The sequence below is a fragment of the Flavobacterium humi genome (assembly GCF_004745595.1).
Lineage (GTDB): Bacteria > Bacteroidota > Bacteroidia > Flavobacteriales > Flavobacteriaceae > Flavobacterium > Flavobacterium humi.
This window is the reverse complement of sequence record NZ_SRLH01000001.1, coordinates 530,151-543,760: the sequence shown is the minus strand read 5'-3', so window position 1 is coordinate 543,760 and position 13,610 is coordinate 530,151. Positions and strand designations below refer to the sequence as shown.

15 protein-coding genes are annotated in these 13,610 nt (G+C 40.6%); 12 read left to right on the top strand and 3 right to left on the bottom strand.

What is annotated here, in order from left to right; translation table 11 throughout:
• Window positions 1–41: 41 nt before the first annotated feature.
• From corA to E4635_RS02280, 9 genes are all read left to right on the top strand, one after another.
• Window positions 42–1,112: a magnesium/cobalt transporter CorA gene (corA, locus tag E4635_RS02320; protein ID WP_135525130.1), complete on the top strand. Its 1,071-nt coding sequence runs from the start codon at window positions 42–44 to the stop codon at window positions 1,110–1,112.
• 18 nt (window positions 1,113–1,130) lie between these two features.
• Window positions 1,131–1,829, top strand: a complete 699-nt coding sequence (locus tag E4635_RS02315) for a DUF1003 domain-containing protein (protein ID WP_135524992.1) — start codon at window positions 1,131–1,133, stop codon at window positions 1,827–1,829.
• A 186-nt stretch (window positions 1,830–2,015) separates the two neighbouring features.
• Complete coding sequence (locus E4635_RS02310; protein WP_135524991.1) at window positions 2,016–2,501, top strand: hypothetical protein; 486 nt, start codon at window positions 2,016–2,018, stop codon at window positions 2,499–2,501.
• A 29-nt stretch (window positions 2,502–2,530) separates the two neighbouring features.
• Window positions 2,531–3,121, top strand: a complete 591-nt coding sequence (locus E4635_RS02305; RefSeq protein ID WP_135524990.1) for a Crp/Fnr family transcriptional regulator — start codon at window positions 2,531–2,533, stop codon at window positions 3,119–3,121.
• A 53-nt stretch (window positions 3,122–3,174) separates the two neighbouring features.
• Window positions 3,175–3,624 (top strand): DMT family transporter, encoded by a 450-nt coding sequence (locus E4635_RS02300; RefSeq protein WP_135524989.1) that lies wholly within the window; start codon window positions 3,175–3,177, stop codon window positions 3,622–3,624.
• 6 nt (window positions 3,625–3,630) lie between these two features.
• A complete protein-coding gene (locus E4635_RS02295; protein ID WP_135524988.1) occupies window positions 3,631–4,365 on the top strand; it encodes a GNAT family N-acetyltransferase in 735 nt (244 codons plus the stop codon).
• A gap of 60 nt (window positions 4,366–4,425) precedes the next feature.
• Window positions 4,426–5,154, top strand: coding sequence for an endonuclease/exonuclease/phosphatase family protein (locus tag E4635_RS02290; RefSeq protein ID WP_246020649.1), 729 nt, complete (start codon window positions 4,426–4,428; stop codon window positions 5,152–5,154).
• Window positions 5,155–5,273: 119 nt separating this feature from the next.
• Complete coding sequence (locus E4635_RS02285; protein ID WP_135524987.1) at window positions 5,274–6,212, top strand: ketopantoate reductase family protein; 939 nt, start codon at window positions 5,274–5,276, stop codon at window positions 6,210–6,212.
• 22 nt (window positions 6,213–6,234) lie between these two features.
• Window positions 6,235–6,750 carry a MepB family protein gene (locus tag E4635_RS02280; RefSeq protein WP_246020647.1) on the top strand — a complete coding sequence of 172 codons (516 nt, stop codon included), beginning with the start codon at window positions 6,235–6,237 and terminating at the stop codon, window positions 6,748–6,750.
• A 96-nt stretch (window positions 6,751–6,846) separates the two neighbouring features.
• Here E4635_RS02280 and fumC read toward each other — a convergent pair whose 3' ends face one another.
• Window positions 6,847–8,244 carry a class II fumarate hydratase gene (gene fumC, locus E4635_RS02275; protein ID WP_135524986.1) on the bottom strand — a complete coding sequence of 466 codons (1,398 nt, stop codon included), beginning with the start codon at window positions 8,242–8,244 and terminating at the stop codon, window positions 6,847–6,849.
• A 208-nt stretch (window positions 8,245–8,452) separates the two neighbouring features.
• Here fumC and E4635_RS02270 point away from each other — a divergent pair, with 208 nt between their 5' ends.
• Window positions 8,453–8,620 (top strand): hypothetical protein, encoded by a 168-nt coding sequence (locus E4635_RS02270; protein WP_135524985.1) that lies wholly within the window; start codon window positions 8,453–8,455, stop codon window positions 8,618–8,620.
• A gap of 49 nt (window positions 8,621–8,669) precedes the next feature.
• Here the strand turns inward: E4635_RS02270 and E4635_RS02265 are convergent, their stop codons facing one another.
• Together E4635_RS02265 and arsC are read right to left on the bottom strand one after the other, a co-directional pair.
• Entirely contained in the window at window positions 8,670–11,147 is a 2,478-nt protein-coding gene (locus tag E4635_RS02265) for an outer membrane beta-barrel family protein (protein ID WP_135524984.1), read from the bottom strand.
• Between the two features lie 74 nt (window positions 11,148–11,221).
• Window positions 11,222–11,563 (bottom strand): arsenate reductase (glutaredoxin), encoded by a 342-nt coding sequence (arsC, locus tag E4635_RS02260; protein ID WP_135524983.1) that lies wholly within the window; start codon window positions 11,561–11,563, stop codon window positions 11,222–11,224.
• Between the two features lie 54 nt (window positions 11,564–11,617).
• On the opposite strand from arsC, the gene E4635_RS02255 reads away from it, so the two are divergent.
• A complete protein-coding gene (locus E4635_RS02255; RefSeq protein WP_246020642.1) occupies window positions 11,618–12,583 on the top strand; it encodes a CPBP family intramembrane glutamic endopeptidase in 966 nt (321 codons plus the stop codon).
• Entirely contained in the window at window positions 12,561–13,607 is a 1,047-nt protein-coding gene (locus tag E4635_RS02250) for an AMP-binding protein (RefSeq protein WP_135524982.1), read from the top strand. Before E4635_RS02255 ends, E4635_RS02250 begins: the two co-directional genes overlap by 23 nt.
• Window positions 13,608–13,610 lie beyond the last annotated feature (3 nt).

Sequence of the window (13,610 nt, the reverse complement as noted above, 5' to 3'; positions counted from 1 at the left end):
GAAATTGAAATACTTTTATCTTTATGGAAAAATTATTTACAGTGCGTAAAATCAGATATAAAAAAGGAAAAAAAGTCGCTCCGTCATTGTTGGAATATACCGGGATCCACAAGGATGTCCCTACACAAATGCAATTGTTTGTGTATGATGCAGATGAGCTGACCGAATGTTCGGATGGATCCTTTGACCAGTTGGAACATGCTGTAAACCTTTCCAAAACAAATTGGCTCAATATCCACGGTTTGAACAATACGCGCATCATTAAACAAGTGGGCGATTTCCTTCATGCCGATAATTTTATGCTGGGCGATATCCTCAATACAACCAAAAGGACCAAGCTGGAAGAGTACCATGACATCTTGTTTTTCAATATCAAATCATTGCTGCCGATTGAGAATTCAGATAATATCAATGCGGAACAGATTAGTTTTTTGCTGAAAAACGGCATTCTTACTTCTTTTCAGGAGAAGAAAAGCGATTTCTTTTCACATATACGGGAGCGCATCAGGACACATTCGGGCATTGTCCGCGAGAAAAAAGCCGATTACCTGCTGTACCTGCTACTGGATGCGGTTATGGAGAATTTCTATATCACGATTGAAACCGAGGAAGACAAAGTCGAGGAACTGATCAACCTTACCAAAACCAGCACCAAACTGATTTTATTGGAGCAGATTGAAAAACACCGCGATAATTTCAACTTCCTTAAGCGTTCCATCATACCGCTGAGAGATTCGCTGTATTCCATCAAAAGTATGAAAGACGACAATGTTTTCAATGCTATAGAACAGGATAATTACAGTTTTTTCGAAAGGCTGCACCAAAAAAGCCTGGAACTCCTGGAACAGATAGAATACGACCTGACTTCGCTGGAAGGCGCTTCCAATTACTTTTTTTCGGCGCAAAGCCACAAAATGAACGAAGTAATGAAGACGCTGACGGTGGTTTCGGTATTTTTTATGCCCCTGACTTTTATCGTGGGTGTGTATGGCATGAATTTCGACAATATGCCGGAACTGCATTGGCAATATGGGTATTTTATCATCCTTGCCATTATGTTTTTCCTTTTCATAGGGATGGTGTATTACTTCAAATGGAAAAAATGGTATTGATAAAACAAGCAAGCAAATATGGGAACATTTAAAAGCGCTATTTCGGGGAAAGAATTTCCGGAAACCGATAAGATTATGGGACAGAATGTTGGCAAGTCTATTTTTGAGATGATTAAAAAGGAATACCCGGAATTTAAAGTTTCCGACGCTATTGCCGCAGAAGAATTTGGGGCTTACCGCGACAATCATATGTCAACAATGTTACTCAAAGACATCCGGCAACTGACCAAAAGCGAACAAACCGTTATGGATTCCTTGAATAACGGCACTACAATTACCGATAAGGTAGATGGCGATGAAGGAAAAGACGATACTTTCGGGCAGCGGATTGCTGATAAAGTTGCGGAATTCGGCGGAAGCTGGACCTTTATCCTTTCTTTCGTAGGGTTTCTAGTAATCTGGATACTGACAAATGTGCTATTCCTGGTAAACAAAAGCTTCGATCCGTATCCTTTCATATTGCTGAACCTGATTTTGTCCTGTATTGCGGCCCTGCAAGCACCGGTTATTATGATGAGCCAGAACAGGCAAGAGGAAAAGGACCGGGACAGGGCTAAAAATGATTATATGATCAATTTAAAATCGGAACTGGAAATAAGGCTGCTGCACGAAAAAATCGACCACCTGATCATACAGCAGGAAGAAGCCCTTATCCAGATGCAGAAGCAGCAGATTGAGCGCCTTGAGAAGATTATCGAACAAACCAGAAAGGAATAAGCAAAACTTTTTTTGACGCCATATTGAGAATATAAACGCCTGAGAATAGGAAAATTGAAAACAGATTCTATATTTGCAACAAAATTGACTGTAAAAACCGATGCAGGGAATCAAAAGTAAAAATATATAACCTTATACGTGTTGCTCCCAAATCACTGTATAGCTAAAAAACAAACTAACCTACAAATGAAAAGAAAATTACTCCTTATCCTGATCCTTGGGATATTTTGCAATTGCGAAAAAAAGAAAGAAATTTACAAGTACAATGAAAACTTAAAAGTCAAGGACGAAATACAAAAATTAGTGACAGACCTGGCTATTGGAGCGAATATTTACGAGATGGAAACCAATTCGGATTCGAATAAGGAGTTTAAAGAATTGTTGGCCGTTGCCACGGATGAGGATTTGGTTGGGCTGACGGATCATAAAGACCCGACCATCCGTTGTTATGCCTTCCGTGGGTTGGCTGAAAGGGATTACCCAAAGGTGAAAGAAATCTTTATGGACCATATGAATGACCTGGCTATTGTGACCCGTTCGTATTTTGCCACTTCCACAACCATGGACGTGAGGTCCTATTACCTGGAGCACCTCCATCCGGCCTTAAATCAGAAATATAAATTTACCAGTGACGAGTATGTCGATATGATTAAAGAACTGGGTGTGGAGTAAATGGCTGTAAAAATTATTTTTTAACTAGAATGAAAGAACACCTCTCTTCCTTCAAAACCACGCTTTTTGGATATTACCCGGTTTCCGAAGCCTCTTTTGCGCTATTGGAAGAGATAATCCAGTTCCGGGAGCTCAAAAGGGATGAGGTTTTGCTGCAGGAAGGCGAGGTGGCCAGAAATGTTCACTTTCTCTGCAAGGGCGCGATGATTGCCTTTTTTAGTGATGAAACGGGTAGTACTTACAACAAAAATATATTCCTGGAGAATCAATTTGCAGGTTCTACGGTTTCTGCATTATTAGGTGTCCCGTCGCAATTTACGCTTCAGGCGATTGAAGATTCTACCATCATTACCATTAATTACAAAAAATACAAAGCGCTTATTTATGCTCACGAGGATCTTAAAAATTTTTATATCGCATATCTCGAAAGGAACTGGATTATCGACAAAGAACAACGCGAGATCTCCATTGTCATGGAAAACGCCACAACCCGCTATTTGAAGCTCCTCAAGGCACATCCCAGTATTGATCAAAGGATCCCGTTGCAGCACATCGCCTCGCATTTAGGGATAACCCCTACGCAATTGAGCCGCATCCGAAAAGAATTAAAAGAAAAATAACCCACTCAACATAGGTAAAGCGAAACGTCAAAATGACGCACTAACTTTGCCTTATGAATCAATCATTAGTAACTATAATAGCATTTGCGGGAGGCGTTTTCCTGGCCATTCAGGCTGGTTTTAATGCACAGTTGGGCGTTTTGCTCAAAAAGCCGTTGTTGGCGGCCATTTCAACTTCTGTGAGCAGTGCCGTGTTCGCGTTGCTTTTAGTCTTGTTTTTTTCCAAAGGAATCCCCAATTTGGATAATGCGAAACAAGTTCCGTGGTATTTGTGGTGCATCGGCGGGCTGTTCAGTGTCATGGGGATTACACTTTATTATTTTACGATTCCTAAACTTGGCATTGCCAGGATGATGTCTTTGGGCTTGTGCGGTCAGCTTATTTTTTCGCTTGCTGCAAGTCATTTTGGATGGTTTAATATCCCTGCGGATCCCATTACCTTCAAAAAAATCATAGGTGTTGCCGCCATGGTCATCGGAATTATATGTATCAATGCTAAATAATGTATCATGAAAAATATCGCACATAAAAACATCGAAAATTTAACCAGCCTTTGGAAAATAGCCAGCCTTCCGTTTGAAGGATTCCATACTGAAGAAAAGTACCACTTTACGCAAGTTCCGCATTCCGATTGGCCCCAAAAACTCTGGTTCACCCACAAGCCCGAAAAACCTTCTTTGCAAAAAGCATTTCAATTGATTAAGGATTCTGCCGGTAATTTGTCCTATTCGCATTGGGATGATTTTGCAAGCGATAGTTATCAGATAATTGAAAAGGCAGGCTTTGTAAAAAAATCGGAACAGATTGGAATGTCACTAAAACTTAACCAGAAGGTAAAATGTGATAATAGATTGGTTTTCAAAAAAATAAATAATAAAGAAGAAGCAAATATTTGGGCGGAAATCTATCCTCTTTCTTTTGGCTATACTATCGATGCTGAGGTTGTCGACCGGTCTAAAACGGTAGTTGAATTCTACCTGGCGTATTTTGAAGGAAATCCAATTGGCACTGCCATGGTGTTGTTTTCAGATAATGTGATTGGCATTCATGGTGTCGGGGTCATTCCTGAAATGCGCAAAAAAGGGTTTGCCGAGGAAATCATGCAGTTCCTCATTAACCAAGCCATAGACCGGAATGTGGAATATGCCACTTTGCAATCGTCTGCCATGGGGAAAAATATCTATCTAAAAATGGGCTTTTCGGAAGATTTCCTGATGACAAACTACACACTGCCTGTGGAATAATGGAGAAAAAGGAGGGGCGATAATTTGGCCATACCCCAAAAATAAACGACTTTTGAGTGTATGGATAGGACACAACTGAAAATCATTGCCTGGAATTGCAACATGGCCTTCCGCAAGAAAGCGGCGTTTATCCTGGAGGAAAAGCCGGATATAGTTGTGGTGCCGGAATGTGAGCATCCGGACAAACTGCGGTTTCCCGAAGGTGTGCCATTGCCTGCCGATATGCTTTGGTATGGAGAAAATCCTAACAAAGGGCTTTGTGTTTTTTCGTACGGCGATTATAGGTTCAAGCTGATGGATTGCCACAATCCTGCTTTTAAGAATATCCTGCCCATTGCGGTAACAGGAGGTAAGGCCCGTTTTACGCTATTTGCCGTCTGGGCCAATAACCCGAAGGATAAAGACGGGGCATATGTAACCCAGGTATGGAAAGCGCTGCGCCATTATGAGGATTTATTATCCGGATCCAAAGTGATTTTACTGGGAGATTTCAATAGTAATACCATTTGGGACCGTCCCAGAAGAGAAGGAAACCATTCCGATGTAGTAGCAAAACTGGAGTCGTATAAGATTTTCAGTACCTATCATGTTTTTCATAAGCAAATTCAGGGAAAAGAAGCGCATCCGACCCAATTTATGTACCGTCACGAGGACAAACCATACCATCTGGATTATTGTTTCGCGTCTTCTTATTTTATAAAAAGAATGAACGATGTCCGGATAGGGGAATACCACGATTGGAAGCAATATAGTGACCATAAGCCGGTTATTGTTTCATTTGAGATGTGAGGGAATGTTTTCTTCTGGAAAAGGAATTTATTACTGCCTGATTTTCCTTAAATTTGTTAGATAACAGACTAAATGAAACCAATTCGGCGTTTTAAGATAAATACCACAATACCCTAAAAATGAGAACAAAAAACATAACCATAATAGGCCTGGGCGGTGTAGGCGGTTATTTCGGATTTAAATTGGCGCAATCCAACAAAAACAATCCGGATTCCGAAATTACATTTGCAGCCCGAGGCGAAACCTACGAAATAGTCAAGGAAAACGGACTCACTTTGCTTTCGGAAGAAGCTGCTGAAGCCGTAATACAGCCGGACCACCTGATTTCGTCCCTTTCGGATATCAAAGAACCTGCGCACCTGATCCTGGTTTGCGTAAAAGAATACGACCTGGAACGTGTTTGCCACGAAATTAAAGATAAAGTGACCGGGGATACCATTCTTATTGCGTTGATGAACGGTGCTGATATTTATGACAGGGTACGAAAGATCATTACAACCGGGACAATCCTACCAGCTTGTGTTTATGTGGCTTCACATATTAAAACTAAAGGGATTGTTGAGCACAAAGGAGCCACCGGTAAAATCATATTAGGGAAGGACCCGCACAATAAAAATACCGAAGCGGAATGGGTAATCAAACTCCTCAAAGATAGCGGAGCGGATGTAATTTATAAAGAAGACAATTTCGCAGATATCTGGACAAAATTCTTTTTTATTGCCAGTTTCGGAATGGTATCGGCGCGTTATAACAGTTCCATAGGGCAAATTTGCGAAGAAGGGCCGCTAAAGGAAAGAGCCCGGAAAATTATGGAAGAAATCAAGGCGATTACAGATAATCTTATTATTGGTATTCCTTCGGATATCATCGAGAAAACATTTGAAAAAGCGGAAAGTTTCCCCTACGGCACACCAACATCTTTACAACTGGACGTCAATGCCGGCAAGGAACGCAACGAATTGGACCTTTTTGCCGGAGCGATTATCAATTATGGGACCAAGCTCAATACGGATACTTCTGAAACACAGTTGATTTCCAATGAAATAAAAGGCCTTTAATTCCAAAATAAATAAAGAATTTATGAGGGACACCCTTATCATGGCCGGTTTTTTAAAAGAAACAAAAGAACGGGTATTTGATCCTTTCGGCATAACAGTTTCCCCTTTGCATTTGGAAAAGGAAAGTATTGCTTATAATGCTTGCCAGTTGGAATTGAATCACAGGAAGGTGCTTTTCCGGTCCGCTAAGATTACCCCAACCAAAGTGGGTCATTTTGTAACGGTATGGAAAAGGAACCATGCAGGCATTACTGCACCATTTGATGCTTCCGATGCAATTGACCTGGTTATTGTCAATACCCGAAAAGGGGAGGATTTTGGCCAGTTTGTGTTTCCGGCAGCAGTACTCGCCCAAAAAGGGATCCTGTCTACTGCTGTAAAAGAAGGCAAACGTGCTTTCCGTGTGTATCCGCCCTGGGAAAAAGAACTGAATAAGCAAGCCTTGAAAACCCAACAATGGCAATTGGAGTATTTTTTGGAGATTCCTTTAAACAAAGCGATTGATGCCGTGAGAATGAAACAATTGTACTGCCTCTGATGTATTTTTGGAATGGGATTTTGTTTGATTTGGATGTTTTTAAAAACAGAAAACCTGCAACATTTCTGCCACAGGTCTTGGTTTGTTTCCAATTAGTTATTTCAAACTCCCTACCATGTCTTCGGGTTTAACCCAGGCATCGAAATCCTCCGGGGTTACATAGCCCAGGCGAACAGCTTCTTCTTTGAGCGTCGTGCCGTTTTTATGTGCGGTTTGTGCAATTTCTGCGGCTTTGTAATACCCGATTTTAGTATTCAAAGCGGTAACCAACATTAACGAATTGTCTACCAATTCCTTGATACGGCTGTAATTGGGCTCGATTCCCTGTGCGCAGTGTTCGTCAAACGATATACAGGCATCTCCTAATAACCGTGCAGATTGCAGGAAGTTTGCCGCCATGACCGGTTTGAATACGTTCAGTTCGTAATGGCCTTGCATCCCGCCCACGGAAATGGCCACATCATTGCCCATGACCTGTGCGCAAACCATGGTAAGTGCCTCGCATTGCGTCGGGTTTACTTTTCCTGGCATGATAGAAGAACCCGGTTCGTTTTCTGGGATTAAAATTTCACCAATCCCGGAGCGTGGCCCTGAAGCCAGCATGCGGATATCATTGGCGATTTTATTTAAAGAGACCGCCAATTGTTTGAGTGCCCCATGGGTTTCGACAATAGCATCGTGTGAAGCCAGTGCTTCGAATTTGTTTGGAGCCGTCACAAAAGGATGGCCAGTAAATTGAGCGATATAACTTGCTACTTTGGTATCGTAGCCTGCCGGTGTGTTCAGTCCTGTCCCTACGGCTGTTCCGCCCAGTGCCATTTCGGAAAGATGCGGTAGCGTATTCTTGATTGCTTTCAGCCCGTAATCCAATTGTGCGGCATAACCGGAAATTTCCTGCCCCAAAGTAAGCGGAGTGGCGTCCATAAGGTGTGTACGGCCAATTTTGACCACATTCATAAATTCGGCAGCTTTCGCCCGGAGCGTATCCCGTAATTTTTCAACTCCGGGAATCGTGGTCTCCACCACAGATTTGTAAGCCGCAATGTGCATACCGGTTGGGAAAGTGTCATTGGAAGACTGCGATTTGTTTACATCGTCATTGGCTTTGATAACCGGTTCGCCTTCCCCGATTGCATATCCTGCCAGCACTTGTGCACGATTGGCAATGACTTCATTGACATTCATATTGCTTTGGGTTCCTGATCCTGTTTGCCAGATAACAAGGGGAAATTGGTCGCTTAAAGTTCCTGCGAGGATTTCGTCGCATACGGCTGCTATAGCGTCTCTTTTTTGTGCAGAAAGCACGCCCAGGTCACAATTGGCAAAGGCAGCCGCTTTTTTTAAATAAGCAAAACCTTCTATGATTTCTTTTGGCATGGAAGCCGAAGGGCCTATCTTGAAGTTGTTCCTGGAGCGTTCCGTTTGGGCTCCCCAGTATTTATCTGCCGGGACTTTGACTTCCCCCATAGTGTCTTTTTCAATTCTGTATTCCATTTGTAGTATTGATTATGTGATTGTTCATGTGTTTTCCTTTTATCCTGAACCTTGTTGTTTTCCGATTTTGGTATTGGATTCGGAACTATAAAATTAGTCATTATAAGAAGGGAAAAAAAGGGCTTTGTAAAATAAATGTATGATAAGTATTGGTTAACCCAATAATAACAGTTACATTTGTGAAGTATTCAAAAAAATTCCGGAAAACATGTTTGAATTTCAACAGTATTTAGGTTTCTTACTTTTCTTAACCATATTAACCATGGGTTTTTGGTTGATGTTTTTCCTTGTCGCTTTTGTTCAATATTGGGTTGGCGGAGCTTTATGGGAACTATATAAAGAAAAGAGAGCAAAGAAACAAGAACAATCTAGTTAAGGATTGTATTCCAATAAAAAAAGGTACGCTTAGCGTACCTTTTTTTATGTTATCCCATGAACTCCGGATCACCGTTATTATCATTTTGTTGCTTCTGTTTGGTATCCTTCTCTGTTTTTTTCTTATTGAACCTGTAGGTGAAAGAAACCGTAATAAGGCGTGTTCTCCATTGCGATTCACTGTATGTGTTTACCGTAGGCAACTGGATTTCCTGGATTCTTTTCCTGGAGTTGAAAACATCATTTACATTCAAGGAAATGGTTCCCATATCTTTAAGGATGTCTTTACTGAAGGCCAAATTAGCCGCTGCAACTCCTTTGTTGGTTCCTTGACCGGTTTTTTGAGGCCCGTTGTAGGTTCCGTTGGTTTGCCATTCTATTTTATAAGGCAATGTCACTTTTGAGGTTATCCTGGTAAACCAAGAGCTGGCATTTCTGTCGAAATTTTGGGTAACCACTTCATTGTTTGTTTTGGTATACGTATAACTTCCAGAATTCTTACTGTTGAAGAAGTTGAAGTTACCATTTAATTTCCACCATTTTTTGAAATTGTAATTCAGTGTAAATTCAAACCCTAAACGGTCATTTTTACCTAAATTGAAAGGAGTGCTGATAATGACCGGAATGCCGTCAATCTCATCGCCACGCTCTTTTTTAACCGTTTCAAAAGAATCAGTCGTATGGTTGAAATACAAAGATGTATTTAACGTCAGTTTTTCCCATTTCCTCAAATAACCCAAATCGAAGGCATCGCTTAAGGCAGGATTCAAGTCCGGATTCCCCTGGTAAAGGTTCACATTGCTCGTGTATGAGGCAAAAGGATTGATGAAACGGTCACGCGGCCTTGAAATACGTTTGCTGTAATTTAAGGAAATACTGCTGTTTTGCGAAAATTCATACGTCAAAAAGACACTTGGGAATAAATTGTTGTATTTTTTTGTTTTGTAGATATTGGTCGTTAACTGATTGACATCAATTTTTGAATCTTCAAAACGAAGCCCAAGCAAATAGGAGAACTTATTGATCTTTGATCCAAATTGCGAGTAGAAAGCATTTACATTTTCCTTATATTCCAGCTTATTGGTAAATTCATCTATGTTGGTAAAGTAATCGTCCGGGGTTTTCTTTTCCTGTACCTGGTAATCGGCCAGCAATGAAACATAATTTCCTCTGAAACCGGCTTCAAACTGGGAGTTTTTCCCTATTGGCAATACATAATCGGTTTGGAATAAATTCCTGTTTTGCTTGTTTATGTTCTTGGCTGTTTCAGAAGAAACAAAACTGCCGTCATCAATTATAGTTCCTTCAATTTTAGAGAAATCATCATCCCTGTTTAATGAAAAAGAGGCGTCAATTGTCAGTTTATGGCCGTCTTTTTTGAAGTTTTTGACGAAATTGGAACTGAATTCCACATTTTCACTCTCGGAAACCAAATCGTTGTAACGCTGCCTGGTATTGATATACTGCCTGTTGTTGTCATAATTGTAATACAGGACATTTTCTTTGTTTCCGCCATTGTTGTTCCTGAAATTCAAGCTGTTGGTCCAAGAAGTGGATTTGTCCAGCAGAAGTTCGACACCAAAATTCACATTCAGCCCTTCTCCGAAACGCTCATTTTTCCTACGCTCGTTAAGAACCGATCTCAAACTTCCGTCAGGATTGAAATTTTCCTGGTCGATTTTGTTGTTTCCGGGATTGTTCCTGTTGTTGTAACCTATTGTCGTGAAGAAATTTGAATTTTCCTGTTTGAAGTTCAGGTTTGCAGAAAGACCAGTATTCCTTGGGTCTCCGGCTGAAGCAACAAATGTTCCGTTGATGCCTTGGTTCTTGCCTTTTTTCAGGATGATGTTTAAAATACCGCCACCGCCTTCCGCATCATAACGTGCTGAAGGATTGGTAACTACTTCTACTTTGTCAATAGCTTCTGCCGGGATTAGGCGCAGGGCATCGTTGATGTTTCCGGCATTTGAAGGTTTCCCATCAATTAAAATCCTTACATTTTCGTTTCCTCTTAAGGCTACCGAACCTTCCGCATCTACCGTAACAGATGGGATATTGTCCAAAACGTCGCTGACAGTTCCGCCGCGGACCATAATATCTTTCCCTACCGAATAGACTTTTTTGTCCAGTTTGATATCAACGGATGTTTTTTCCACACGGATCTCAACAGCATCAAGCTGCTGGGCTTCATCGGCGAGGGAAATGGTCCCTACATTCGTATCTTCCGATAGGTTTTTCCCTTTAATTTCAATGGTTTTAAAAGAAATGTACTCGTATTTTATGTTGTAAGTCCCGGGATTGATGTCAATTTTAAATTCGCCTTTCGAATTGGTAATCCCGCCCGAAACCACTTTGTTTGTAGCGGAAGCAGATAGGGTTACCGTAGCGTATTCAAGAGGTAATGAGCTTGATTTTTCAATTATTTTTCCTGTTATGGAAATTTTTTTTACTTCTGGTTTCTGTTGTCCAAACACAGACATAAAACCCAATAATAAGGTAAGAATTGTGAATTTTTTTATCGAAATCATAGTTTGTTTTTTGCTGGTGCAAAAATAATATGCCGGTTTTTTATTTTTGCCAAAGTATTGTTAATTGGGAAGAATTATAAAATTTCATTGATTCGTTCTATTGGCCTGGCAATGACTGCTTTATTTCCGTTTACCACGATAGGGCGTTCAATTAGTATCGGGTTTTTTACCATAATCTGAATGATTTCATCATCGTTTAATTCCTGGCCTTTGTACTTTTCGATCCAAAGCGGTTCTTTTTTCCGAACCAATTCAATAGGAGTCATTTTCAATTTTTTAAGCAATGCTTTTAATTTGGCTTTCGTAGGGGTATTTTCCAGGTAATTGACAGTTTCGAACGGTTGCTGCATTTCTTCAAGGAAACAAACGCCATCCCTTGATTTTGAACAGCGGGAATTGTGGTAAATGGTAATCATGAATACGTATTGAATTGTAAATAATAAGCCAAAAATGTAACAAATTTACTGTAAATGCAACATATTTGGGTAACCAGAAACCATTTTAATATGTTTATAGAGCAAATCAGGAATAAAAATTTCAATATTTATTTATACTTAATCGTGATTGGCGGTTTTTTTGGGTTGATGTCCGTGAATTATATCATGTCAGAAGACGTTAACGCAAACGACATGATCGATCAGCTCATTGACCAGTTGGGCACCAATCTCACTTTTGTCCTGATTATCGCTCCTTTATCTATGATGTGCCTGGGATTGCTGTTTTGGGTAAAAGTGGTCCATCGGCAGAGTATTACAAGCCTGACCACGGCAAGGCCCAGAATTGACTGGAAAAGGGTTTTTTTCTCTTTTGGATTATGGACCATCATTACCATTGGCCTGACAGTCATCGCTTATTTCAGCGAGCCTGAAAGTTTTGTTTTCAATTTCAAGCCTGTCCCTTTTTTTATTTTCCTGTTTTTGGCCGTTATATTAGTCCCTTTGCAAACCAGTTTTGAAGAATATTTTTTCAGGGGTTATATGATGCAGGGCATTGGTGTGGTTACAAACAGCAGGTTGATTCCTTTTTTGGTCACTTCTATTTTATTCGGATTGATGCATATTACAAACCCCGAAGTTGAAAAGATGGGTTATATCACTTTGATTTATTATGTAGGGACCGGTTTTTTCCTCGGGATTTTAACCCTGATGGATGACGGCCTGGAATTATCATTGGGTTTCCATGCAGCGAATAACCTGATCGGGGCATTATTGGTCACTTCCGATTGGTCGGTATTCCAGACGCATTCGATTTTAAAGGATATTTCCGAGCCAACTGCAGGTTTTGATGTGGTATTTCCAGTTATCATTTTATTCCCAATCCTTTTGTTTATCTTTAGTAAAAAATACAAATGGTCAGGCTGGAAAGAAAAACTGACCGGGAAATTACATACAATTCCAGAAGAAAACAGCGGGAATGGCAGTACTCACATATCATAATTTACATAAGGAATTCAAGCTGAACGGCTTGGTTTTTACTAAAGAAAGCCTGATTCAGGCGGCACAGGATTACAGCCAAAGTGATTTGGATGCCGAACAGGATTTCGGTCGTTTTGTTTTGAATTGGTTTGATGACAAGCCCTATGTCGAAGTCAAGACTTCCGGGACTACGGGAAAACCTAAAATCATTAAGGTACAGAAGCAGGCTATGGTCAATTCAGCAATGGCTACCGGTATTTTTTTTGATTTAAAGGCAGGAAATAAAGCCCTTTGCTGCTTGCCGGTACAATATATTGCCGGAAAAATGATGCTTGTACGGGCTTTTGTTTTAGGGTTTGATTTGGATTTTGTGGCGCCAAGTTCCCATCCTTTGGACCAAAACAGCAGCCATTATGATTTTGCTGCAATGGTTCCGCTCCAGGTGGAAAATTCCCTGCCTCAATTGCATCATATCAAAAAACTGATTATTGGCGGAGCGCAAGTCCATCCAAATTTGGAAGAAAAACTAATCCATAACCCTTGTCAATCTTACGAAACATACAGCATGACGGAAACCGTTACGCATATTGCGGCCAAAAGAGTAGGCGAGAAGGCTTTTACTATTTTGCCCAATATCACTATTTCGCAAGACGAAAGGCAATGCCTGGTTATTTCGGCGCCAACTCTTACTGAAGGGGACCTTATAACCAATGATATTGTGGAACTGATTTCCGAAAATCAGTTTTGCTGGCTCGGGCGTTATGATAATGTGATCAATAGCGGAGGGATAAAACTCATCCCGGAACAAATCGAGGAAAAGCTTTCGCATACTATTACCAATCGTTTTTTTGTGGCTGGCATAGCCGATGAAAGATTAGGGCAGAAATTAATCCTGGTCATTGAGGGAAATCCTTATGATTTGAAAGAACAGGTTTTTTCAGCACTGAGCCAATATGAAAAGCCAAAAGCGGTCCATTTTGTACCTAAATTTAAAGAAACCGGGACGGGAAAAGTAAAAAGGAACGAAATTGTAAAGTCATTGTAAATA